This window comes from Paucibacter sp. B2R-40 (assembly GCF_025717555.1).
Classification (GTDB): domain Bacteria; phylum Pseudomonadota; class Gammaproteobacteria; order Burkholderiales; family Burkholderiaceae_C; genus Paucibacter_A.
This window is the reverse complement of record NZ_JAJIRP010000006.1, coordinates 278,936-301,535: the sequence shown is the minus strand read 5'-3', so window position 1 is coordinate 301,535 and position 22,600 is coordinate 278,936. Positions and strand designations below refer to the sequence as shown.

General features: G+C 56.8%; 21 protein-coding genes and 1 tRNA gene. 10 read left to right on the top strand and 12 right to left on the bottom strand.

Translation table 11 applies throughout. From position 1 onward, the window contains the following. Positions 1-98: 98 nt before the first annotated feature. The gene (locus LNV09_RS14460; RefSeq protein WP_263557768.1) at positions 99-371 is read right to left on the bottom strand and encodes a hypothetical protein; all 273 of its coding nucleotides are present in this window, start codon (positions 369-371) and stop codon (positions 99-101) included. A 1,574-nt stretch (positions 372-1,945) separates the two neighbouring features. Here LNV09_RS14460 and LNV09_RS14455 point away from each other — a divergent pair. From LNV09_RS14455 to LNV09_RS14445, 3 genes are read left to right on the top strand one after another with little or no spacing between them, the layout of a single operon-like run. After that, complete coding sequence (locus tag LNV09_RS14455) at positions 1,946-2,677, top strand: hypothetical protein (protein WP_263557767.1); 732 nt, start codon at positions 1,946-1,948, stop codon at positions 2,675-2,677. Between the two features lie 48 nt (positions 2,678-2,725). After that, positions 2,726-3,220, top strand: a complete 495-nt coding sequence (locus LNV09_RS14450) for a hypothetical protein (protein WP_263557766.1) — start codon at positions 2,726-2,728, stop codon at positions 3,218-3,220. Positions 3,221-3,245: 25 nt separating this feature from the next. Further along, the gene (locus LNV09_RS14445) at positions 3,246-3,677 is read left to right on the top strand and encodes a hypothetical protein (protein WP_263557765.1); all 432 of its coding nucleotides are present in this window, start codon (positions 3,246-3,248) and stop codon (positions 3,675-3,677) included. Positions 3,678-4,120: 443 nt separating this feature from the next. Here the strand turns inward: LNV09_RS14445 and LNV09_RS14440 are convergent, their stop codons facing one another. The 10 genes from LNV09_RS14440 to LNV09_RS14395 all read right to left on the bottom strand — a co-directional run bounded on the left by LNV09_RS14440 (position 4,121) and on the right by LNV09_RS14395 (position 11,440). Continuing rightward, positions 4,121-4,330 (bottom strand): hypothetical protein, encoded by a 210-nt coding sequence (locus LNV09_RS14440; RefSeq protein ID WP_263557764.1) that lies wholly within the window; start codon positions 4,328-4,330, stop codon positions 4,121-4,123. 97 nt (positions 4,331-4,427) lie between these two features. Continuing rightward, positions 4,428-4,901, bottom strand: a complete 474-nt coding sequence (locus LNV09_RS14435) for a hypothetical protein (RefSeq protein WP_263557763.1) — start codon at positions 4,899-4,901, stop codon at positions 4,428-4,430. 298 nt (positions 4,902-5,199) lie between these two features. Continuing rightward, positions 5,200-5,397, bottom strand: a complete 198-nt coding sequence (locus tag LNV09_RS14430; protein ID WP_263557762.1) for a hypothetical protein — start codon at positions 5,395-5,397, stop codon at positions 5,200-5,202. A gap of 10 nt (positions 5,398-5,407) precedes the next feature. Beyond that, entirely contained in the window at positions 5,408-6,250 is an 843-nt protein-coding gene (locus LNV09_RS14425) for a hypothetical protein (RefSeq protein WP_263557761.1), read from the bottom strand. Between the two features lie 253 nt (positions 6,251-6,503). Continuing rightward, on the bottom strand, positions 6,504-7,040 hold the full coding sequence (locus LNV09_RS14420; RefSeq protein ID WP_263557760.1) for an HAD domain-containing protein: 537 nt from the start codon (positions 7,038-7,040) through the stop codon (positions 6,504-6,506). Next, positions 7,037-7,321, bottom strand: coding sequence for a DUF433 domain-containing protein (locus tag LNV09_RS14415; RefSeq protein WP_263557843.1), 285 nt, complete (start codon positions 7,319-7,321; stop codon positions 7,037-7,039). The genes LNV09_RS14420 and LNV09_RS14415 overlap by 4 nt, the downstream gene beginning before the upstream one ends. Further along, positions 7,321-7,860: a hypothetical protein gene (locus LNV09_RS14410; protein ID WP_263557759.1), complete on the bottom strand. Its 540-nt coding sequence runs from the start codon at positions 7,858-7,860 to the stop codon at positions 7,321-7,323. Before LNV09_RS14410 ends, LNV09_RS14415 begins: the two co-directional genes overlap by 1 nt. Positions 7,861-8,440: 580 nt before the next feature. Next, on the bottom strand, positions 8,441-10,261 hold the full coding sequence (locus LNV09_RS14405; protein ID WP_263557758.1) for a site-specific integrase: 1,821 nt from the start codon (positions 10,259-10,261) through the stop codon (positions 8,441-8,443). A 65-nt stretch (positions 10,262-10,326) separates the two neighbouring features. Further along, a tRNA-Ser gene (locus LNV09_RS14400) sits at positions 10,327-10,416 on the bottom strand. A gap of 199 nt (positions 10,417-10,615) precedes the next feature. Beyond that, entirely contained in the window at positions 10,616-11,440 is an 825-nt protein-coding gene (locus LNV09_RS14395) for a symmetrical bis(5'-nucleosyl)-tetraphosphatase (RefSeq protein WP_263557757.1), read from the bottom strand. Between the two features lie 112 nt (positions 11,441-11,552). Here LNV09_RS14395 and LNV09_RS14390 point away from each other — a divergent pair, with 112 nt between their 5' ends. The 3 genes from LNV09_RS14390 (at position 11,553) to LNV09_RS14380 (ending at position 14,645) form a co-directional block, all read left to right on the top strand. Continuing rightward, the gene (locus tag LNV09_RS14390) at positions 11,553-12,857 is read left to right on the top strand and encodes a hemolysin family protein (protein WP_263557756.1); all 1,305 of its coding nucleotides are present in this window, start codon (positions 11,553-11,555) and stop codon (positions 12,855-12,857) included. Next, the gene (locus LNV09_RS14385; RefSeq protein ID WP_263557755.1) at positions 12,854-13,609 is read left to right on the top strand and encodes a SapC family protein; all 756 of its coding nucleotides are present in this window, start codon (positions 12,854-12,856) and stop codon (positions 13,607-13,609) included. Before LNV09_RS14390 ends, LNV09_RS14385 begins: the two co-directional genes overlap by 4 nt. A 352-nt stretch (positions 13,610-13,961) precedes the next feature. After that, entirely contained in the window at positions 13,962-14,645 is a 684-nt protein-coding gene (locus LNV09_RS14380) for an N-acyl amino acid synthase FeeM domain-containing protein (protein WP_263557754.1), read from the top strand. A gap of 7 nt (positions 14,646-14,652) precedes the next feature. Here LNV09_RS14380 and LNV09_RS14375 read toward each other — a convergent pair whose 3' ends face one another. After that, positions 14,653-15,465, bottom strand: coding sequence for an IclR family transcriptional regulator (locus LNV09_RS14375; RefSeq protein ID WP_263557753.1), 813 nt, complete (start codon positions 15,463-15,465; stop codon positions 14,653-14,655). Between the two features lie 161 nt (positions 15,466-15,626). On the opposite strand from LNV09_RS14375, the gene hmgA reads away from it, so the two are divergent. The 4 genes from hmgA to LNV09_RS14355 all read left to right on the top strand — a co-directional run bounded on the left by hmgA (position 15,627) and on the right by LNV09_RS14355 (position 22,595). Continuing rightward, positions 15,627-16,922, top strand: coding sequence for a homogentisate 1,2-dioxygenase (hmgA, locus tag LNV09_RS14370; protein ID WP_263557752.1), 1,296 nt, complete (start codon positions 15,627-15,629; stop codon positions 16,920-16,922). After that, entirely contained in the window at positions 16,919-18,238 is a 1,320-nt protein-coding gene (gene fahA, locus LNV09_RS14365; protein ID WP_263557751.1) for a fumarylacetoacetase, read from the top strand. The genes hmgA and fahA overlap by 4 nt, the downstream gene beginning before the upstream one ends. A gap of 217 nt (positions 18,239-18,455) precedes the next feature. Beyond that, complete coding sequence (locus LNV09_RS14360) at positions 18,456-21,119, top strand: TonB-dependent receptor (protein ID WP_263557750.1); 2,664 nt, start codon at positions 18,456-18,458, stop codon at positions 21,117-21,119. Positions 21,120-21,269: 150 nt separating this feature from the next. Then, positions 21,270-22,595 (top strand): sugar MFS transporter, encoded by a 1,326-nt coding sequence (locus tag LNV09_RS14355; RefSeq protein ID WP_263557749.1) that lies wholly within the window; start codon positions 21,270-21,272, stop codon positions 22,593-22,595. The last annotated feature ends 5 nt before the right edge of the window (positions 22,596-22,600 follow it).

Below are 22,600 nucleotides of genomic sequence, written 5' to 3'. Positions count from 1 at the left end.
TCGCTGACCGAGGGGCCTTGCCTGCGGTGCTTTCTACGTAGAAAGAACTGAGGACCCGCCCTTTGGGCGGGCGCCCGATTTCTCGCAAGGAGCGCTTTCTACGTAGAAATATTGAAGACGCGTGCCCTTTCTGACCGACGCGAGTTTGGAGGTCGGTGCCAAATTTCGGCAGTCATCACCTTGCTGGTTTGCTTAGCGGAGGCCTTGCCTTTGGAGCTTTCTACGTAGAAAGCATGAATAGGGGTCTGTGCGGAAAACTGTGACTCAGTCATCGGATTACGGTCAATCGCCATTAGAAATTTGGCGGCTGGCGCTTGAATCGCCAGCTGACTGGTGATTGAGGCAGTTTCCCATTGGATGGGTTCGGCCAAGGTGATGTGATTCCAGTTCCTTTCTACGTAGAAAGACTTTGTCCCGGGCTTCATAGCTGCTTTGTCCCAATTGCCTTTGGGGGTGTTTTGGTCAGGGCGATGAGCGCTCTGGTTCTTTCTACGTAGAAAGAATGGGGACGCTTGCGCTTGCTGCCCGGCGCGGACTTTGAGGTCGGCGTGTTCTTTCGGCAATCAACAGCTTGCTGGTTCGCTGTCCTGGTGCCTTGACCGTGGGGCTTTCTACGTAGAAAAAATGGGGGCGCTCTTGCCCTTGTTGGTCGGAGAGAATTTTGAGGCTGGCGCGTCTTTTGGGAATCATCACCTTGCGGGCTCGCTGCCCTGAGGTCTTGCCCGTCGCGCTTTCTACGTAGAAAAAATGGAGACGGTTGCCATTTCTGAGCGGCACGAACTTTGAGGTTGGCCCATTCTTCGGCAATCATCAGCTTGCTGGTTTGCTGACCAGGGGCCTTGCCCGTGGCGCTTTCTACGTAGAAAGAATGGATACGGGGACAGTGCGGACCGATTTGACTCGGCCGTGGGACGCGGGTCATTCCCCATTTGAAATGTGAAGGTCGACGCTTGAATTGCCAGCCGACGGCAGATTGAGGCTACTGCACATTGGGTGCGTGTCGACCACGGCGATGTGAGCTCAGTCTCTTTCTACGTAGAAAGAATGGTTGCCAGGCGTTCAGAGCTGCTTTGCCTCAATGCCCGCCGTTCGTGTTTCGGTCTGGGTGATGAGCGGTCTGGGGCTTTCTACGTAGAAAGAATGGAGACGCTTTTGCCCTTGTCGGTCGGAACGAATTTTAGGTTGACGCGTCTTTTGGGAATCTTCAGCTTGCCGGCTCGCTGCCTTGAAGGCTTGCCCGTCGCGCTTTCTACGTAGAAAGATTGAGTACCTGCCCCTTTTGCGGGAGCCCGATTCTTCGCAAGATGGGATTTCTACGTAGAAAGAATGGATATGTGGACTGCGCGGACTGCTTTGAAGCGGCCGTGGGATGCCGGTCATTCCCAGTGCAAATGTGAAGGTCGGCGCCTGAATTGCCTGCCGACGGCGGATTGTGGCAACTAGCCGTTGGGTGCGCATCGGCCAAGGCGATGAGCTAGCCGACTCTTTCTACGTAGAAAGAGTCGGTACAAGGTCGACACGGACTTCATTGACTCGGCCATCGTATGACGGTCAATCTCCATTGAAAAAGTAGAGGTCGACGCTTGAATTGCCAGCCGACGGCAGATTGAGGCTACTGCCCATTGGGTCGTGTCGGCCAAGGCAATGAGCGCCCAGGTTCTTTCTACGTAGAAAGAATGAGCGCCAGGCTTGAGGGGAGGGCTGCTTTGAGTCTGCTGCAGAACGACGCTCAATCCCGATAGACATATTGAGGCCGGTGCATAAAAAATTTTCCGATTGCTGCCCTCCAAATTTGCCAGCATTTCGCGAGGAACCTAGATTTCCGTGCGAGCTGCGCAGTCCGTCACGCTGACCCCAGTTGACCCCTCGAATAGGGGGTTATTTGCGTTGATGATTGCTCCCAAGCAGCGCCAGGGAGGCGCTGCATAACGGAACAAGGAAACGCATGCGCACAGAGTTTTTCGCAGGATACGAATTCAATCGTAAAGACCCCGTCGGCTACTTTCACGAAGAACACGGCGGCTACGACGAAGCCAAGAAGAAGTTCAAGCCGCTGAAATGCGCTGATACCGAGGTAGACGTTTGCGACATTCTGAACGCTATCACCGCTGCCGTGGAAGCCGGGATTGTCAAAGAGTACGAGTGGCCTAAGCAGCTGTTTGCTAGCAAATCTGGCTTGGCTTGGTTTCTCGAGCAGCTGAGCACTTACGACGATTGCTTCCGAATCCCCGACCGATGGTGGCAGGCGCTGGCGCACCTCGGTGACTCAACAAACTGCGAAGAGAGTTTTTCCCGGTGCGACGATATTGCTAACACTTTGGAAAGACGCATTGAAGAGCTGCCGGAAGAGTTCCGTGTCCATAAAGCTGAAATCAAGTACTTCAAAGCCAACCCACTGCCACCTCATATTCACCTTACTGCTAAGCAGACAGACGCGTTCTACGCACACCGCAGGGCAGTGCAGGATATACAGCGCGCGGACAGGTCTATCAAAGACGACGACACCTGCAGATTTTCGTTTACGCAGCCTTTCTATGAGATTCGCGATGGCGTGATGTATTGCCGTCAAGCAACTGCCGCCGACATAGCTTCGCTGGTGCCAGCAAAAAAGCCCAAGGCGGTAGCGAAGAAGCCCGCGGCTACCAAGAAGCCCGCCACCAAAAAGGCCAAGGCCTGAGTTCTTTCTACGTAGAAAGTACTTTCAACACCAAATAAGAGGATTTTTATGACAATGATTTTGAGAACTGTAGTCACCTTCCCCGTGACGCCTGTTGAAGGCCGGGACGGCTGGTTTGCAATTGCAGGCGCTGCTGAGTACTCGACCGAAAGCGGAATTTCCGATTTTTACTGTGGCCAGACCACCATCACGGGAGCGAAGGTAGTCGGGTTTCATGACAATGAGGACTTTACTGAAGACGACCCGCGTTTTAACGGTGAGTTTGCCGATGGTGGCGACGAGGACGATGGTGATGAGGCAGCATTTACAGTGAACGGAACAGCGGCAGATGGGTATACAGCGGCGATGCTGTGCAACGGCCCGGAAGGCTTGCTATTCATGTATGCGCGGGACCAAGAAATTCCTGAAGCGGCGGACGACTACCCTGCCTACAAGCTCGGCGCGGTAGAGGCAGAGGCGGCTAATTGGAAAAAGCAAGAAGCTGAGTCGGAAGCACGCAAGGCTCGGGGGGAGGCTGAGGACGCGGCAGAGGAAGCGGCTTAACTTCTTTCTACGTAGAAAGCACTTCATGGAACAAAACCCTGAAGAAGCCCGCATACTCGCTGAGCGTCGTGCGACTGCCGCTGGTTTGCCTGCAACGGGGGTGCTTCAAACGCCAGAAGCCGCTCTGCTACAGCTCACCGCGTCACTGCCAAATTGGCACAAAACGGCAGGCCTGCCAGCAATGGCAGGCCCCCGGACCGGCGGGCACTTGGACAAACTTGACCATTTCGAGCTGAGAGTCCTCGCGAAACTTGCAGACTCGCTCCCAGGTTGGTACGAAAAAGCCGGGCTCCCAGGCGTGTGCGCAGCACTGCTGCAGGTCGTCAAAAAAGCCGACGAGGCAGCAGTTCAGGCAGAGAGTCGCAATGACGAGCCGCGGTTTGTTATTGCTACCAAAATGATGCGGACGCTCACGTTTCCCGACGAAGGCCAAGAAGCAGGGGGCCTTTCTACGTAGAAAGGGCGACAGCGAGGACGAGATTGCTCAGTTCGACCCTACGTCTCGTTCAGCAACGACCTCGCGAGCCATTGCGTCCAGTCCTACCTCACACAGAGTCACGGCGTCCTCCTCGATTCGGCGCCCACGCTCACCGACTTGCGCGTGCAACAACTCCTCGAACCGTTCGTCCGACAGGGGAGCTAGCAGAGCTTTGATTGCGTTGAAGTTCGTATTCATACAAGCAGACCTTGATTCCATTATCTGACTGAGCGCGAGCGCTCTTCGTTATCGCTCGTTATCGTTGTCCACGATAACGAGCGATAACGGCCTTTCTACTTAGAAAGGCAGACAGCAAGAACGATTGCGGCCACGCCACCGACTGCTGCGACTACGGCAATAACGGTGCGCGAAAGTTCTTCGTCTTTCAGCAGTACCGATATGAAGCCGGCCATTCTGTACATTCATTTCTCGTCCCGCAAGCGTTGCACGCCTGCGTACATGTTCAGCACCGTGCCGAGAGTGAACTCTTCCGACGATGTGATGCTGGACAGGACAGCTTCTTCGTCTGCGCTCGCGACAGCCGCGGCACATCCACTATTTGCGCGCGAAAGCGCTTCGTTATCGTTCGTTATCGTGGCCAACGATAATTGTATTTTTACGAAAAACGCCATTTTGTGCACCTAACCTGTTGATTACAAAGCTTTTCCACCATTCACGCGCAGATTTGCGTGCAAGTGGTGGAATCCTAGAGAGTCAGCAAAAAATGACTCAGTCCGTTTCCCGCAGAGTCGGAAACCGAACACCTGAATCGCCCGCCATTTGTCGCGCTTGCACTAAGCTATCGCGCGTAGGCTCTTCAGAAACTTCCATTCGAGTCCCGGCGGCCGAAAGACGACGCGCAGATTGATGCTGTGAAGCGCGTTCTTGTAGAAAATCGTTGCTCACCTTTCTACGTAGAAAGGACGCCGCTGTAAACAACTGCGCGTTTTCGGGGTCGGAGATTGCTGCAAAAGTTCGCAGAACTTCAACCGAAATTCCTGTCTCACAGGCCAGACCCTCCAGGTCAACAGTGCCCTGCGCAATGACGCACCCGGGCACGCTTGCCAGCAATGGTGACCCTTCACAGAGTACCTTCATTTGTTCCAAGTCCGGCTTCGACAAGACGCCGTGCGCGAACAAGTCTTCTGCAGTTTCAAGCAGTTCGCGAAGCACGCGGCTACTTTGAGTTGCTTTCTTGCTCATTGCAAATCTCCCTGATGTTCCCCTCGGCTACGCGCGAGGCGAGTCCTCGTCTTCTTCGTCAGCGGACGCATTCAACGCGGGGTGCAGTGGGGGCAGGTAAGGCATCAGTTTTCTGAAGAACTCTCGGCGGCACACTCTGGTGTACAGCGGTTGAGCTTCTTCGACTGAAGCTACATCAGCAGTAAATCCTGCTCGGTCCGGCAGGTGCTCAAACGCAACTGATACTGTGTAAGTCCCGCCCGGCACCGCTTTTTGAGAGCGCCATCCGGTCGTGCATGGGCACCAAATTGACCACAATTCAGTCACGCTGTTGCCTCCAAGAAGCGTTCTTTCTACGTAGAAAGAACTTCGCTGCGAACAAGTGGGCGTTTTCGGCGTCGGTGAGAACTGCAAAAGCGCGCAGCACCTCAGCCGAAACTCCTGCCTCTTGTGCCAGTGCTTCTAAGTCCACGGGGACCAGCTCTCCGTCTTCCTCTTCATCTTCTTCTGTTGTCACGCACCGCGGCTTATAAATTCTCGGGGTCGGCATCTGTCACATCTCCTGAATTTGCTGCTTTGATAGCTGCTAGCTTGAGCGCATTACCCACGTGCTCCGCTGTGAACAAATCTTCAACCAGCTTCGCCGTAGGAAGCGCTTTCTTCGCGTCCTCGATTGCACTGAGAACAGCTTCTTCGCGCGAACCGGCCTTTCGCAGAATCTCTAGCCCAACGTGGCCTTCAACACCCAGACAAACTAACGCGTCCGTGCAGCCAACAGCACTGAGCCGCTCCATGATTTTTCCGTGGTCAGCGTCTTGAGGTGCTAACTTGAAGTTCAGGCTGAACGCGTGCTCAGGTAGAAAATCGCCGCTCACTTTTCTACTTAGAAAGTACGCAGCTGTAAACAAATGCCGGTTTTCGGGGTCCGAGATGCCGGCAAAAGTGCGCAGTACTTCAACATAAACGCCCGTCGCAAGCGCCAAGGCTTCTAAATCGACAGGTCCCGTCTTGAAGGCATTGCCAACGGCGGAGCAGGCTGCATCGAAAGCGTACCACCCGTTGGAACTAACATGCTTGGCAACTGAATCCATCTTGGCCGTCCGCGGACGCGCTGCAACCTGCTCTTCCTGCGCAGGGGGGCTGGTAGGCTCGCAAATGCACCCCGGCACGTTCGCCAGCAACGGCGGAGCATCCGTAGGGCTGGCTGGCACAAAGTTGTCAGGGGTCCCGCAACGCGAGCAGTTTCTGTAGCTGGCCTCGTTTTCGGCAGTTACAAACTCCTGAATTTCGACTGGGCTCAATGCGAAATGCACCCAGCCGCAGGCCGCGCACCTGACCGCGCGCGGTGCTGGTTTTTCTTCTGTTGTCACGAGTGACTTCCTGTTTCGCCCGGCATAACGCACTCCGGCCAGCCACCGGCTTGGCGCTCTGCTGGGCGCTCCGTGGCCTCAAAATATTTGCTATCAAATCCGCACCGCGAGCAACCGTTCGGGGGTCGCAGGTGGCGCAGTTGGTTGAAATTCAGCATGTAGCGCGTCGCGAGAATGATGGCGGCCGGCACTACGAGATGGATAGTCCCGCAGTGCGGACAGCGGACAAACCGAGGCTCAGGGGCGGGCGAGCTCATGGCTTTGAAAATCCGTCACGTGGCGCTGGCACTGTGTCAAGGCAAAGCGATATTTGCAGCCAGTTCTCAACTGACAGGCCCACACCCTCGTCGCAAAAAACGACCCGGCCGCGGCTGTCGTGGTAGCTCCGTTTTAGCCCTGTGCCTGACTCCAGGTCGTCAAGAATCACGTAAGGCTCCCCGGGCCAGCCATACTCTTGGAACCAACGGTCAATCGCTTGGCAGCGTGTCTCGTTAGCGTTTTGGGGGGCTTCCCAAGCTGGATGCAAGCCGTCCGCAACGAGACTAAGCCCAGTTTTCCGAAAAACTTTGTCGAATGCGCCGTGCTCTAGAAATGACAGCCAAGAGCTTGTGATAACCACCTGAGGCGCGTGTTCGCGCATGACCAGGTTCAGCACGTCAACGGCGTGGCGGGCGAAAAGCAGGTCCCAAATCCCGGGCGGTTGTGTTTTCAGCGCGTGGCCGCCGTAAGGTTTGCTCAGGCACAAAACTCCGTCAATATCGAGGAAAAGCAGGGGTCTCGGGGTGCTCATTTCAAGCCTCCGCGTAGGTCGTACTTCCGCGAAATAGTCCAGTCCGGGTGAGTCTCAGCGATGCCCGGCCTGCGTGGGGATTCCGGGTTTTCGTGCATGTAGACCACGGCAGCCATAGCTAGCTCTGCTGTCAAAAACGGATAAGACGCTCTAACGCGCTCGAACGATATTCCCGCAGCAAGTGAAGCGGCAACAACGTCGAGGGGCACACGAGTCCCTTTGAAAACAGGCACTCCATCGTCGTCAATGTCGACAAAAAACGGAGGGACAGGGGGCGCCATCATTGCCTGCGGCCACGAAAAGGGCCGAAATCTTTGGCAACGGGAACCTCTTGTTCCAGCTCATCCAGCGCAAGCAGTTCTTGGGACTTTTCAGCGCACATGCGTGCGAAGTCTGCGGCAGCCGCTGCGTCAGCATCGTCGGCTCGCCGCGGGGCCTTAGGCGTCACGTCTGTCCACTTCTCCGCGCCATTTATGCGGCACCAGCTGGACCAGACATGCTCGGCATCGCGGTCGTGGCCAGGCTTGCCCCTCAGCTCGTACACACGCCCGCTTCGTGTCACGCCGCGCAGCGTCACGGGGTCGAACTGAATAATTTTGCTGCTGGCGCGACCTTCGTGGTGGGTGCAATTCCAACCTACAAAATGCCTGTCGCCGTTCTCGAGCTGTCGAACCGTCCAGCTTTCTAAGACGATTTGGGGCGCTTCGCTTACAGAGGCCGTGCGCCAGACTCCGCCTGACACCAGCAACTGAAGCAGGTCAGGGTCCATTGCGTACAAAAGTGGCGCGTCGTCAGGAGGGGGAACAGGTTTTTTGCTCATGCCGGCGAGCTTACCAGTCCTAACTATTTAACTCAACGGACTCTTTTTGTGCTGTTGAAGGTACTTCCAGAGCCTGCTTAAATTGGGTCGCCCTTACTGTTTCGCGTGGGCTTCATTGCGAACAAAACCTAAGAGCTTCCACATCTGGGTGGAAACGTAAACGTAGGCTGTGGGAGCACTTCTCGCCACAACTTTCGACACAACGGGTGAAAATCACCGCGCCCCACCAATTGCCTCTTTTTTGGGCGCCCCGACAACTTCCGTCTGGCAGGCGTATCCACAAGGGCTAGCGGTTGCCTTTCGCGGCACTTATCCCCGGAAATTGTTAACAACTTACATTGCCGGGCTCTTGCCTCCAGCTCCTCCTTTTACGCCAGCCCCCGCTGCAAAGGAACACGCAAAAGTCCCCAGTTGGGTGCTACTGCTGCGGTGCAACTGAGGCCTGGGCGTTGCGCTGGTAGCGCTCAACTCAAGACTGCGTTGGTGCTTCGCGAGGGCTCTCAAGTGCAGGCAGCCAGAAGGACGTTCTTTCTACGTAGAAACGCGCCACAGTCGACCTAAGCCCTCGAGACTTGCAGAATTACGGACCAGCCTCAGGGCTTCCCTTCAGCCATTGGAAGTAGGGGACGGGCGTGGAAATGGCACTGAAATCAAGGCGGCTGATATAGGGCAACATCGCGTCTGGCGTGTAGCCACTTCCGTATCTGTCTTCGCTCCCCTCCGTCAAAAGAACATTTCGGTCGACAGGGCGAGTGATTTTTCGTCCGGAATATTGCTGGCCCATGCCGGCTGGCCAAAGTCCTGACTTGGACTGAACATGACGAATGCGGTCTTCCAATTGATGCCGAAAGGAGTGGTTACCAAATCCGTTGCCGAACGCCAAACGGTCACGCACAAAACGCAAAAAAGCTTGCTCGTAGGCTCGGCCAAGTTTGGGTGAATCGCCGCCTGCTTCCGGTTGGCTCGACGGAAACAGCAAAGCTTGATTTCCAGACTCTTGTCGACGAGCTTCGATGAATTCGTCGAACCCAAGTTCCAGCAGGAGCGGGTGTACGGGCACCGTTCGGTTCGCTGAAACGTTCTTCAATGAGCGAAGAGACTCAACGCTGTCAATTGCCGCCACCTCTGATGATTTGACAGGCTCGGCTTTGTTCTTGCCCTTTTCGTCGTCGGCAGAATCAATTTCGATACGAAAGGTCAGGACCAATAGCCCGGTTCGACGGCTGAAATCGGATACAACCAACTGTGCAGCCTCTCTGACCCGATTGCCGTGGCACAAACCAAGCAACGGAATCCAGTACCTTGCGCCCAAGTCAGTTCGCAACTTACCTCTGATTTGCTGGCTTTCGTTTGGGTCATACCAAGCTGACGCAAAGATAGCATTCAGCTGCACATTGGTAAAAGGAAAGCGAGGCCGTTTGCGTGACTCCTCATCTGCCTTGCTGAGTGAAGGAAAGACTTCAAGCCCGTCTACAGGATTTGGGGCATTCATCATGCCCTTGGTTCGGGCCAGCCCAAAAATTTCTCGCAGCGCGCGTTTACCAAAGTTTTTTGTACGCGCTTCGGACCAAGGTTTGTCTTCCGCATTCATTCGCGCTGACATGAAATCAAAGACATGCGAAGGTTTGACGCTATCAAAATGAACATCGCCAACGTGGGCAATGAATAGTCGCCAAGCGTTCAAAATGGTATTGATGTGCTTGCTATTGCCGTCGACGGCTTTGTGGGTGAGATAGATGTTTGTAATGGCCGACAGCGTTATGAAATGACTGTCGGCGGGGGCGCGCGGCGTCTCATATGTATCCCCTTTGTTGCGCATACTGATGCCTTCGCTTGCCTTCCGCTCCACTTGAGCGAATTGACGCATTAAGGTTGGCATCAGCGCATCTTGCGGACTCAGTTCATAGCCCATGTCCACGGACCATTCCAGCACGCTTTTGGCCAAGCTTGGCCAATGGGCTGAAGCAGGTCCTTGGGCTAGAGATGCCCGCATGGCTGTGTCCGAGTGTCGGCAGTATTCTTCGATACTTTGCAACTCGTCGTCTGGAAGACCATCAGCTCGGTGCTCCTCGTCAGACTTCATCCAAGAATAGAGCCTTGCGCTACAAATTCCGTCAATAAGGGCTGACGTCAGGATGACCGGCTTGGCGGTAGACGGGCTGTTCTGTTCAGCAAGCCGGTCCCATTCACTCAGCTTTGCCCCAATCATGGTCAAGCCGATTGATTTGGCTTTTTTAAGGTCAGATTGGCCGGTGGTAACCCGGTACGGCCGCGTCCCAGCTACGTGTTGAACATGCTTGGGAGGAGTGAGCCGAACGTACCAGCAACTCGTGTTTTTGGGCTTTTCAAAATATTTCGGCACGGTGAGTTTTTTACTCGCTTTGGCATATGTTTTTGTCATACCCAATCTCTACAGAAGCCCCTTGAACAGGGGATTGTAGGCGAATCAACGACTTACCATGCAATTGGCGGAAGCTGTGAGATTCGAACTCACGGAGGGGATAAGCCCTCGCCGGTTTTCAAGACCGGTGCCTTAAACCGCTCGGCCAAGCTTCCTGTAAATCTCAATTCCAACTGTGCCGGCGACTTATCACCGGTTTTGCCTGCGCTCACATCGCTTTAGCGATATGAGCTCCGGCGCAATCGCCGCGTTCGCGTCGATTGAACAAGACCGGTGCCTCAAACCGCTCGGCCAAGCTTCCCACGTACTTACAAATTTTTTGACCGTTGCATTGAATGCAACAAGGCCACGATTCTAGCCCGGCTTTTGAGACTGCTCACATTTCACCGAAATCAGCTCCAGCGCGCGGCCGTTTTCAACTTTCGCCGCCGTGAGGCGCCCACCCCAGACGCAACCGGTGTCCAGTGCAAGCAAGTCGCGGCGCTGCAGCAAACCCAGCGTGGACCAATGACCAAATGCGATCGGCACGCCCAGGGTGCGCCGGTTGGCCAGATCAAACCAAGGGAAAAAGCCTGGTGGCGAGCCATCCGCCCCGTCCTTGGTTTTGAAGTCCATGCGACCCGCAATGTCTACAAAGCGCAGCCGGGTCAAGGCATTGACGATGCAACGCAACCTCGGCATGCCGCTCAATCCATCGTCCCAGGCGCCCGGCTCATTGCCATACATCTCTTGCACAAAAGCGCCCAAGCCCGGACCGCGCAACATCGTTTCGACTTCGCCGGCCCTGGCCAAGGTGTCGGCTAGCGTCCACTGCGGCAACACGCCTGCGTGCACCATCAGCCAACCCTGCTCGAAGCAGGCCATGCGCTGGTGGCGTAACCAGTCCAACAGGGCTGGACGATCTGCTGCATCAAGAATGCCCTGCACGGTGTCGCTGCGATGCGCTTTTTTCGCGCCGTAGGCAATCGCCAACAAATGCAGGTCGTGATTGCCCAACAAGCAGGTCGCTGAGTCGCCTAACTCTATCAGCCGACGCAGTGTGGCCAAGGAGGCCGGTCCGCGGTTGACCAAGTCGCCAAGCAGGTAGAGGCGGTCGCGCGACGGCGAGAAGTCAATTTTGCGCAGAAGGCGGTCGAGCGCGTCGCAACAGCCTTGCAGATCACCGATGAGATAGTTCATATCGGGATTGTGCGACTTCTATCGTCACGGCCTTCTGCTACGCTTGCGGCCTCTTGCTGCTTGCCTGCGCACATCAAGGGTTAACCCTTGTTAATCGTTGCTGGCGCCCCCAATGGATACCGCCTTACTTATTTTTTTGTTGTTGTTGAATGCATTCTTTGCGACCTCGGAAATGGCCTTGTCGGCCAGCCGTAAGGCGCGCTTGCAGGTCTTGGTGGAGGCTGGCGAACCCGGCGCTCGGGCAGCCATGGACTTGCACGACAACCCGACCAAGTTTCTCTCGACCGTTCAGGTCGGCATCACGTCTATCGGCATCCTGAACGGCATCGTCGGGGACGCCGCCTTCTCGGGCCCGCTGTCGCATTGGTTGGGCGAACGCTTCGGCCTGCATGACCGCGCGGTCGATATCGCCTCGACCGCCATGGTGGTCGTGATCATCACCATCGTGACGATTATTTTTGGTGAGTTGGTGCCCAAGCGGATTGGTCAGATCTACCCGGAAACAGTCGCCCGGCGGGTCGCCCCGGCAATGAATTTTTTGTCTGCGGCGGCGCGGCCTTTGGTGAAATTTTTGAGCTTCAGCACCGAGGCTATTTTGGGGTTGCTGGGGCAGGGCGGGCGAGTGCAGCGCGGCGTGACCGAAGAAGAGATCGCAGCCAGTTTGGATGAGGGCCGCGATGCCGGTGTGATCGAAGAGCATGAGCATCAAATGGTGCGCAATGTGTTTCGCTTGGATGAGCGCGAGATCGGTTCGATGATGATTCCGCGCGGCGAAATCGCCTGGCTCGATGTCACCGACTCAGCGCAGCAGGTTTTGGAGGTTCTGCGCGGCCATGGCTTTAGCCGCTATCCGGTCTGTCGTGATGGCTTGAGTGAGGTGCTGGGCATTGTGTCGGCGCAGGCACTCTTGCAGCGCGCACTGAGTGGCGCGCCGCTGTCTCTGTCCGAGGATCTGGAGGCGCCGGTGTTCGTGCCGGAGACATTGTCGGGGATGGAACTGCTGGAGCAGTTCCGCGTCTCGGACGCGCCCTTGGTGTTTGTCGTGGATGAGTATGGCGAGGTGCAGGGGGTGATCTCTGTGCGCGACGTGCTGGAGGCCATTGCGGGCGAATTCAATGTGCCCGGCGATGGTGATGCTTGGGCGGTACAACGCGAGGACGGGAGTTGGCTCTTGGATGGCCTGATCCCGGTGACCGAGTTGAAGGACCGTCTGGCGTTGAAAGAACTACCCGAAGAGGATCGTGGGCGCTACAACACCTTGGCCGGCATGGTGATGCTGCTGCTGGGGCGCTTGCCGCGCACGGCCGATGTGGTGGAGTGGAATGCTTGGCGCTTCGAGGTCGTGGACCTGGATGGCAAGCGTGTTGACAAAGTGTTGGTCAGTCGCCTGGCCGTAGATGGAGAGAGTGAGAAATGAGTGCAAGCCCTATGTTGTATGGCAATTTGACGCCATTGGATCGTGTCGCGCATAAGAACCTGCGCCTGAAAACGGAGCTGCCGACGCTGGACCGCGTGAAGGGCATGAACTCTTTGTTCTTGGCCGTGGTTGAGTTTGCTGAAGCCTGCAAGGAGTACCCCATCGTGTTCGTACGCGTGGGCGAGCCGCCGGCCGAGGGCGCCAAGCCCGTGGTTGCGCCATTGGCCGTCCTGGGTCTGAAGCCGGCCAGCAATTTGTTCCTCAAAGACGGCAAGTGGACCGGCCATTATGTGCCCGCATATTTGCGCCGTTATCCCTTCGCGATGGCGCGCCTGGAAGAGGGTTCCGACACCATCGCGGTTTGTTTTGACAGCGAATGGCCTGGCTTCTCCGAGACCGAAGGCACTTCGCTGTTCGCGGCCGATGGTCAGCCGACCGAGTTCTTGCTGAATGCCAAGACCTTCTTGGAGAATTTTGAACAAGAGTCCGAGCGCACGCGAGCCTTCTGCCAGATGTTGGTGGAGTTGGATCTCTTGCGCGATATGCGCTTCGAGGCTACTTTGGCCAGCGGCGAGAAGATCGACGTCGAAGGTTTCCTGGCCGTGGATGAGCAAAAGCTGGCCGAGTTGGACGACGCCAAAGTGGTCGAGTTGCATCGCAACGGTTTGCTGTCCTTGCTGGAGATGCACCGCGTTTCGATGGGCAATATGAATCGCCTGGCAAGTCAAGAAGGCGCGGCCGCAGCGGCTTGATTGGCCCCTGGCTCGACGCCGCAAAGCGGCTGGAATTTGGCGAGTCTGCGGGAGCAGGCTCGCCACCCATCTCAAGTCTTGAATCTCAGGTCTTGGTCGATGGTCTTCTTGCTTGGTTTCTGACTGGCTCGCGACGGCCTGTTGGACATCCTGTATCAATTCGCGCCACCCTCTCTGGCTGCGCAGCATCGACTCTCAGGACTTTCCCTTGGTTTGCTTGCCTCTGTGTGGTTAGCACGATGCGCTCAATCGTAACGGTCTGTTTCTACGTGAATTTGTCACGAAAATTTCGATAGACTTGCGTCGTTCTGTAGCCCCTCCCCGCAATGGGTGATTGACAAGAGAGTCCGCGATGTTCACGAATACAAGTTCCTTTGAACTCCACCTGCCTCTTCATTCAGGCCCTGCAATTCGTACGGCTGAGGCTTGGCACTACCCCGATGCACATAGTTTGGTGGCGCGGCGCTATGCCGAGCGCGGCTATATCAGCAGTGATCTCAGCACTCACGCGGACGGATCGGTGATTGTTTGCTCGGCCTTCGAAGGCTCGGCTACGGTAGGCACGATTGCGGTGCGATACGACTCTGAGCAAGGGTTGAATGCTGATGCGGTGTTTGGCCCGGAGGTGAGTGATTTGCGAGTCAGTGGGCAGCGTCTGTGTGAGTTCAGTCGCCTGGCATTGGACCAATATGTCAGTGATAGCAAGGCTTTGCTGGGCCGTTTATTCCATTTGGCCTATTTGCATGCCCATCGATTGGGGGGGGCTGAGTTGGCGGTGATTGAAGTCAACCCTCGGCACGTGGCGTTTTACCGGCGTATGTTGGGCTTCAAGGTGTGCGCCGAAGCGAGGTTGAACTTGCGAGTCAATGCGCCGGCGGTTTTGATGGCAATTGACCTGTCATATATGGCCGAACAGATCAGTAGTTATGGCGGCAGCGCAGCCAGCGTTGCCAATGCTGCGGCAACACGCACCTTTTACCCCTATTTCTATGGCGCGGCCGATGAAGCCGCCGTACTGGCCAAGCTGCGCCAATAGAGCGCGATCAGGCTTGCGCCAGCTCGCGCCAGCCCAGCTGACGTGACAAGTCGACGCCAGCTTGTCTGAGTGCCTTGGCTATTGGTCCATGCAAGTTCAGGTCGAAGTTGCCGCTGGGGCCAATGGCGGTCAAGCTCAGCGCGATCCGGCCTTGGTCATCAAAGACCGGCGCGGCCAAAGCGCTGACTCCCAGCACAATGCCGTCATGGGCGCTGGCCAGGCCGTCTTTGCGCGTTGTGGCGAGCAGGGTCACGAATGCTGCGTCAATTTTGGGCGCCTGGCCGTGCGGAGTTTCATTGGCCAGGGCCGCCAACACCGCCTCGGCCGGCAAATGTGCAGCGAATAAGCGACCAGAAGCCGTGCCGCGCAGGCCCATCACTGTGCCGTGCCGCATGCTGATGTGCACAGGGCTTGGGGCTTCGGCTACGCGCACAATCGTCGGCCCGCGGTTGCCCCAAACGGCGATCGCGACCGTGTGCCCCAACTGAAGTGCCAGGTCTTCGATGCGCGGTGTAGCCAAGCGCACCGGGTCGTATTGCTGCAAGCTGATCAGGCCCAGTTGCAGCGCCAGCGGGCCCAGCCCATAGCGGCCGCTGACCGCTTCTTGCTCGACCAAACCCAGCTTGATAAAGCTGACCAAATAGGGATGGGCCTTGGCCGGCGCCATCGCGGCCTCGCGCGCCAAATCCTTCAGCGCCAAGGGCCGGCCGTGGTGCGCCAGCGCCGTCAACAAAGCCCCCCCGACTTCAATACTCTGGATGCCGCGCGGGCCGCCGCCACGCGGATGCTTGTCTGAGCTGGTGTGGGCTGAGCTTGTCATGGGTCGAATTAGACCCGAGGTCTGGGGTGATCAGCTTGGTCGTTTTCCCTGAAATATTCGCTATAGACAAACTAATTAGTCTTTGGTTTAATTCCGGGCCTGGCGAAAAAGCTGCAAATGGCACCCCTTTGACTTGTTCTTTTCACCACCTTGAGTTGCCCATGAGCGCCTTGAATTACTCAGCCGGTTTCGGCAATCAGCATCAGAGCGAGGCCGTCGCCGGCAGTTTGCCCATCGGGCGCAACAGCCCGCAAAAAGTGGCGCATGGCCTTTACGCCGAGTTGCTGTCGGGCAGCGCCTTCACCGCGCCGCGCAATGAAAACCTGCGCACTTGGCTGTATCGGCGCCAACCCTCGGTGGTGGTCGGCAGCTTCCAGCCGCTGCAGCATGGCTTTCTGTGCAGCGGCGCGCGCGAGGGGCAGGTCTCGCCACCGGATCCGCTGCGTTGGGCGCCGATTGCGATGCCACTTGAGTCGACCGACTTCATTGATGGCCTGCGCACCATGGCCGTCAACGGCGACCCGGACGCGCAGGTGGGCATCGCCACGCATCTGTACATCGCCAATCAAAGCATGGAGCGACGCGCTTTCATCAACGCCGATGGCGAGATGTTGATCGTGCCGCAGCAAGGTCTGTTGCGCATCACCACCGAGTTGGGCCTGCTGGACGTGGCGCCCGGCGAGATCGCCTTGCTGCCGCGTGGCATGGCTTTCAAGGTTGCCGTTGAAGGTCCGTCGCGAGGCTATGTGTGCGAGAACTATGGCGCCGCCTTTCGTTTGCCTGAGCTCGGACCCATTGGCTCCAACGGTTTGGCCAATGCGCGCGACTTTCAAGCGCCGGTGGCGGCCTTTGAGGCCTCGCCCGGTGCCTATGAGATCGTCAAGAAATACGGCGGCAGCCTGTGGCGTGCAAACCAAGCGCACAGTCCCTTCAATGTGGTCGCTTGGCATGGCAACTTGACGCCGTACAAATACGACACCAAGCATTTCATGACGATTGGGTCGATCAGTTTTGACCACCCGGACCCGAGCATCTTCACCGTCTTGACCTCACCTTCCGACACCGCCGGCTGGGCCAATTGCGACTTTGTGATCTTCCCGCCGCGCTGGATGGTGGCCGAGGATAGTTTCCGCCCGCCTTGGTATCACCGCAATGTGATGAGCGAATACATGGGCCTGGTGCTGGGTCAGTACGACGCCAAGCCCGAAGGCTTCAAGCCCGGCGGCTCAAGCCTGCACAATGCCTATGTGCCGCATGGCCCGGACACAGAGGCTTTCGCCAAGGCCTCCAACTCCGGGCTGGCCCCGCACAAACTCGACAACACCTTGGCCTTTATGTTCGAGACGCGCTGGCGCTTGCTGCCGACCGAGTTCGCGCTGCGCGGCGGCGCGTTGGAATCCGATTACGCCGCCTGCTGGGCCGGCCTGACCGACAACTTTCAGGAAAAACTTTCATGAGCCTGCTTGACCACACCCACAACCCGGCCGCGCAGAGCTGGGTCGCCAGCGCCAATGCGGCCGACACGGACTTCCCGCTGCAGAACCTGCCTTACGGCCTGTTCCGCCGCGCCGGCTCAAACGAAAACGCCCGCGTCGGCATCGCTATCGGCGATCAGATTCTCGACTTGCATCTGGCGGCAAGTGCCGGGCGCTGGAGCTCGGCCGTGCAGGTGCTGCTGCAGCCCCTGGCGGACGGCGATCTCAATAGCTTCATGGCGCAGCCGGCGGCCCAGCGTCGCCAGGTGCGTCATGCCCTGTTTGACGCATTGCTGGCGGGCTCTAAACAGCAATCTGCACTGACAGTCGCCCTTGTGCCGCAAGCAAAAGCGCAGATGGCCGTGCCTTGCCGCATCGGCGACTACACCGACTTCTACACCGGCATCCACCATGCCACCACGGTCGGTAAGTTGTTCCGCCCAGACAACCCCTTATTGCCCAACTACAAATGGGTGCCGATCGGCTATCACGGCCGCAGCAGCTCGATTGGGGTCAGCGGCAGCACGGTACGCCGCCCTTTGGGGCAGCTGATGCCGCCTGGCGCTGAGGCGCCGGTGCGGGCGGCCTGCAAGCGGCTCGATCATGAGTTGGAGCTAGGCCTGTTTGTGGCCGGCGGCAATGCCTTGGGCGAACCTATCCCGATGGCCGAGGCTGACGACCACATGTTCGGCGTCACGCTGTTGAATGATTGGTCGGCGCGGGACATGCAGGGCTGGGAATATCAGCCGCTGGGCCCCTTCCTGGCCAAGAACTTCGCTACCACGATCTCGCCCTGGATCGTCTCGATGGATGCGTTGGAGCCCTTCCGAAGTGCCTTTGCCCACCCTGCCAGCGATCCGCAGCCGCTGCCCTATTTGGACTCCGACAAAAACCGCGGTGAGGGTGCTTACGAGATCGAGCTGGAGGTCTGGTTGCAGACCGAGACCATGCGAGTTGCCGGCGAGCCGGCCACACGTCTGATGCGCTCCAACTTCAAACATGCCTATTGGACGCTCGCCCAAATGCTGACGCACCACGCCAGCAATGGCTGCAATTTGCAACCAGGCGACTTGTTGGGTACCGGGACTCAATCTGGCCCCGAGGCCAATGAGGGCGGCTCGATGTTGGAATTGTCGCTGGGCGGCAAACAAAGCCTGACGCTACCCAATGGCGAGACGCGCAGCTTCCTGGCTGACGGCGATTGCATCAGTCTGCGCGCCTATGCGCTGAAAGAAGGCGCACGCCGCATCGGCTTTGGCGAATGTTCGGCCACCATCGTGCCGGCGCCGCAGCTCTGAATTTGCCAGAATGAGGGTAGACCCTGACCGGGAGATCAGGGTCTACCCGGACTCAGGCCGGCCCCAATCTTGCGCCGCCGGCTGGCTTTGTAACTTGGCTGCAATGAAGTCCAACAAAACGCAACGCCGCGCTCCAAAGCCCGTTTGAGCCGCTAAATTGCGGCCTCGAACTGATTTGCCCAAATCCCTTCGTCCACAAATTCAAACGGAGTCAACCATGTCCCAGCCCCTTTTCAAGCAGAAACTTCTGCCCAGCCTTATCAGCCTGATGTTGGGCGCTGCGGCGTTTCACAACGCCAGCGCCGCCGACGAAGCTCCCCAAGCAGCCGCCGCCTCGACGGCCGCGGCCGGCAAGAATGCCGAGCTGGAAACGGTTGAGATTCGCGGCATCCGCGCGACGCTGAACAAGAACATTATTGAGAAGCGTGAGTCCTCCGCCATCATCGATTCGATCTCGGCCGAAGACGTGGGCAAGTTCCCGGACAAGAACGTCGCGGACTCTTTGCAGCGTGTGCCCGGCATCTCGGTCGATCGCAGCTGGGGCGAGGGTCGCGACATCTTTGTGCGCGGCACCGACAAGAACCTGAACATGACGCAGTTGAATGGTCAGGCGGTCGCCTCGGCCTACTGGTGGAAGAACGACAAACAAAGCCGTGGCTTCAACTACGACATCCTGCCCTCCGAAGTGATCGGCAGCCTGGACGTTTACAAGAGCCCGATGGCTGACCTCGATGAAGGCAGCATTGGCGGCTTGGTGAACGTCAAGACCCGCAAGCCTTTGAGCTTCAAGGATCAGTTCACCGCGCAAGGCTCGGTTGAGGCGACCTACAGCAAGCTGCCAGGCAAAACCGACCCGCAATTTGCCGGCTTGTTGAACTGGAAGAATGAAGAAAAGACCTTCGGCGTGCTGTTGGCTCTGAGCGAGCAAAAGCGCACTTTGCGCCGCGACGGCTTGGAGAACTTCCTGTGCAGTTGTAGCTATGTTGACGTCGTGGACCAAAAGGGTGCGGTCACCAAGGCGCCTTACGCGCCCTGGGGTGGTGGGTCGGCGATCTTCCGCCAGGATCGTGAGCGGACGACCGGTACCGCGACATTGGAATTCAAACCTGTCCGCGAGGCCGATATTGTTCTGAATTACCTGAATTCAGACATGAAGATGAACAACAACAACCAGAACTATCTGTTTCTGGGTACGGGCGCCGACGATTTGGCCGGCACAGGCAAAATCAACGTGACTGATCCTAAGTTCATCACGACTTCGGACGGTAATAAGTCTTTGGTGGGCGGCACCCTTCAAAATGGAACTGCGGCCTTTGAGCCGATCTATCGTGAATCTTTTATTCGGTCCAGCGTGCTTGATCTCGATGGCACCTATTCCGGCAATGGCTGGCAGATCCACGGCCAAGTGGGCAGCACCAAGGCTGAGGGCGGCAGCGACCATGATCGCAACCTGCCATTCCTCAATGCAGCTGGGCAAGGTCAGGCCGTGCTCAATCTGGCCAAAGACCAATTCGAGTGGAAGTACCTCGGTCTGAATCCCCTTGATCCCAAGGCAATGACGCTGGCTTTGGCAAGCCCCATGAGTGGTCCTTCGCCGCGTGACTGGGTTCGCAAGATGGAGAGCAAGGAAAATTATGCTCAAGCCGATTTGACCTATGACATCAACGGCTCCTTCATCAGCGACATCAAGGCAGGTATCAAATTCCGCGATGCTGAAGTGAAGAACAATCGCACGATTGGTACTTTTGACACGACCAAGGCCACTTGGGTGCCGATAAGCTTGGCAGATATCTCTTCGGGCCCATCGCCAATGTTGAGTCAGGCTGCGGCGACGGCCGGATCGCTCACCCAATATGCGTGGGTCGATGACAGCAAGGTACAAAAAGTCTTTGACATGTACGCCAAGGGCTTTGTTTATAAGCAGTACACACCGGAGTACTACAAAATTACGGAGAAGATCACGGCAGCCTATATCAAGGCTGATTATCTGATCGACAATTTCCGTGGTGATTTTGGTGTTCGCTTTGTCCGTACCCAGCAAACCTCGGAGGCTTATCAAGGCGTGGCAGGAACACCTGGCTACGGAATTGGCAGCGTCGACCACAATTACAACAATGTGCTGCCCAATTTCAACGGCGTCTATCAGTTGCGCAAAGACATCTTTTTGCGCGGTGCAGTCTCCCGAGCCATGGCCCGCCAGAATTACAGCGATTTGAGCGCCACCACCGAAATCAACGGAACTGGCAATGGCGCGACGGCAGGCAATCCCATGTTGAAACCGATCTTGGCAAATCAGGCTGAGTTTGGTGCCGAGTGGTATTTCGCAGACGCATCGCTCTTATCGGCGACGGTATTCACCAAGCGTTTGGATACCTTTGTCTACACGACAACCAAACAAGAAGGCAATTTGCAAGTCAAGCGTCCGTTTAATGCGGACAACGGTGCGACGATCAATGGTCTTGAATTGCAGTGGCAGCAGCCCTTCGGTCGCACGGGCTTCGGTTCGGTGATCAATTACACCTACACCGATGCGACAGCCGGCTCGGTGGATGGCAAGCCAGCTCTCAAAGTGGCCGGTAACTCCAAGAATCAGCTGAACGCCAGCGCCTTCTATGAGCAAAACGGCATCAGCCTGCGTATCTCCTACAACTACCGCGACAAGTCCTATGGCGAGTTGACGGATGGCGGTCAGGCAGTGACGAGTGCTTATGGCCAGTGGGATGCTTCAGCCGGTTGGGATATCACACCAAAGATCACGCTGTACGCATCGGCAGTCAATTTGACCAATGAAGTGGTCAAGCGCAATACCACCGATGGTTTGCCTTTGGATATTTACGAGAACGGTTCACGCTATACGGTGGGTCTGCGCGCCAGGTTCTAAGCGGCCTCATCACGATGAGATCTGAGTTAAATCAGATCGACTGACGATGAAATAGAAAGAAAGCCTCCCACTCCAAAGGGAGGCTTTTTTGACACCTGCTTGCGCGTAATTCTTAAATACCGATGAAGGCAAAGTAAATTGGACTCCGTCATGCATCAAAAAACTCAAACGGCGGGACCCTCGGCATCCAAGGATGTGGTGGTCGCCATGCTGTTCATCAGCCTCTTATTCTTTATCCTGGGTTTTGCAACCTGGTTGAATGGCTCACTTATTCCATTTTTGAAGATTGTTTGCGACCTGAATAATTTTCAGGCGCTATGGGTGACGTTTGCTTTCTATATTGCCTATACCTTGATGGCCTTGCCCTCGGCTGCGGTACTGAGTCGCATCGGTTATAAAAACGGCATGACGGCGGGCTTGGGCGTGATGGCTGTGGGCGCCATTCTGTTCATTCCAGCGGCCAAGTCGAGTTATTACGGCCTGTTTTTGTTGGCGCTTTTTACCTTGGCGACCGGCATGACCTTGATGCAAACCGCCATCAATCCTTATATTGTGTGCATAGGCTCGCGCGAAAGCGCGGCTATGCGCATCAGCGTCATGGGTTTGTTCAATAAGGGTGCCGGCATTATTGTGCCGCTGGTGTTTTCGGCGGTAATTCTTTCCGGCATGGATAAATACTCCGATGCGGCGCTGGCTGCTTTGGATGAAGCCGGCAGAATGGCTTTGCGCTCGGAGTTGTCGGCGCGCTTGGTATTCCCTTATGCCGTGATGGCCGCCGGTTTATTGGTCTTTATGCTCATCATTCACTTCTCGTCCCTGCCGGAATTGAAGGAGGAGAACGAAGCTCAAAGCGAGGCGGTCACCAAATATGGCGTACTGCAGTTTCCGCAGCTGGTTTTGGGTGCGCTGGCCTTGTTTGCCTATGTCGGCGTCGAGGTGATTGCCGGCGACACGATTGGCCTGTATGGGCACCAACTCGGCGTGCAGAATTTTGCGGTCTTGACCTCCTACACCATGGGCTTCATGGTGCTGGGCTATTTGCTGGGCGTGGTCGCAATCCCGAAATTCATGTCGCAAAAAGCTGCCCTGCTGCTGTCGGCCGTCAGCGGTATTGCCTTTACGGTAGGTGTGGCCTTGAGTTCCGCAACCGACAGCAGCCTGGCGCAGATGCTGCTCGGCTGGGCCGGTGTGCCGGTGGTGCCCAATACGGTGATGTTCCTGGCCTTGCTGGGTTTTGCCAATGCCTTGGTGTGGCCCTCGATTTGGCCGCTCGCGCTGGAAGGTCTGGGCAAGTACACGGCCAGCGGCTCGGCCTTGCTGATCATGGGTATTGCCGGCGGCGCCTTGTTGCCGATGCTGTACGGGCGCTTCGCCGATGTCAGCAATTCGCAAAGTGCCTATTGGGTGATGCTGCCTTGTTATTTGTTGATTCTGTTCTATGCCCTGAAGGGGCACAAAATACGCAGTTGGAAGTAATCCGC

Excerpts from the sequence above, each read along its gene's own strand:
- LNV09_RS14385 (WP_263557755.1), top strand. The coding sequence starts at position 12,854 with ATGAGTGCAAGCCCTATGTTGTATGGCAATTTGACGCCATTGGATCGT.
- LNV09_RS14405 (WP_263557758.1), bottom strand. The coding sequence starts at position 10,261 with ATGACAAAAACATATGCCAAAGCGAGTAAAAAACTCACCGTGCCGAAA.
- LNV09_RS14410 (WP_263557759.1), bottom strand. The coding sequence starts at position 7,860 with ATGAGCAAAAAACCTGTTCCCCCTCCTGACGACGCGCCACTTTTGTAC.
- LNV09_RS14455 (WP_263557767.1), top strand. The coding sequence starts at position 1,946 with ATGCGCACAGAGTTTTTCGCAGGATACGAATTCAATCGTAAAGACCCC.
- LNV09_RS14415 (WP_263557843.1), bottom strand. The coding sequence starts at position 7,321 with ATGGCGCCCCCTGTCCCTCCGTTTTTTGTCGACATTGACGACGATGGA.
- hmgA (WP_263557752.1), top strand. The coding sequence starts at position 15,627 with ATGAGCGCCTTGAATTACTCAGCCGGTTTCGGCAATCAGCATCAGAGC.
- LNV09_RS14375 (WP_263557753.1), bottom strand. The coding sequence starts at position 15,465 with ATGACAAGCTCAGCCCACACCAGCTCAGACAAGCATCCGCGTGGCGGC.
- LNV09_RS14435 (WP_263557763.1), bottom strand. The coding sequence starts at position 4,901 with ATGAGCAAGAAAGCAACTCAAAGTAGCCGCGTGCTTCGCGAACTGCTT.
- LNV09_RS14420 (WP_263557760.1), bottom strand. The coding sequence starts at position 7,040 with ATGAGCACCCCGAGACCCCTGCTTTTCCTCGATATTGACGGAGTTTTG.
- LNV09_RS14395 (WP_263557757.1), bottom strand. The coding sequence starts at position 11,440 with ATGAACTATCTCATCGGTGATCTGCAAGGCTGTTGCGACGCGCTCGAC.
- LNV09_RS14445 (WP_263557765.1), top strand. The coding sequence starts at position 3,246 with ATGGAACAAAACCCTGAAGAAGCCCGCATACTCGCTGAGCGTCGTGCG.
- LNV09_RS14355 (WP_263557749.1), top strand. The coding sequence starts at position 21,270 with ATGCATCAAAAAACTCAAACGGCGGGACCCTCGGCATCCAAGGATGTG.
- LNV09_RS14380 (WP_263557754.1), top strand. The coding sequence starts at position 13,962 with ATGTTCACGAATACAAGTTCCTTTGAACTCCACCTGCCTCTTCATTCA.
- fahA (WP_263557751.1), top strand. The coding sequence starts at position 16,919 with ATGAGCCTGCTTGACCACACCCACAACCCGGCCGCGCAGAGCTGGGTC.
- LNV09_RS14390 (WP_263557756.1), top strand. The coding sequence starts at position 11,553 with ATGGATACCGCCTTACTTATTTTTTTGTTGTTGTTGAATGCATTCTTT.
- LNV09_RS14450 (WP_263557766.1), top strand. The coding sequence starts at position 2,726 with ATGACAATGATTTTGAGAACTGTAGTCACCTTCCCCGTGACGCCTGTT.
- LNV09_RS14360 (WP_263557750.1), top strand. The coding sequence starts at position 18,456 with ATGTCCCAGCCCCTTTTCAAGCAGAAACTTCTGCCCAGCCTTATCAGC.
- LNV09_RS14440 (WP_263557764.1), bottom strand. The coding sequence starts at position 4,330 with ATGGCGTTTTTCGTAAAAATACAATTATCGTTGGCCACGATAACGAAC.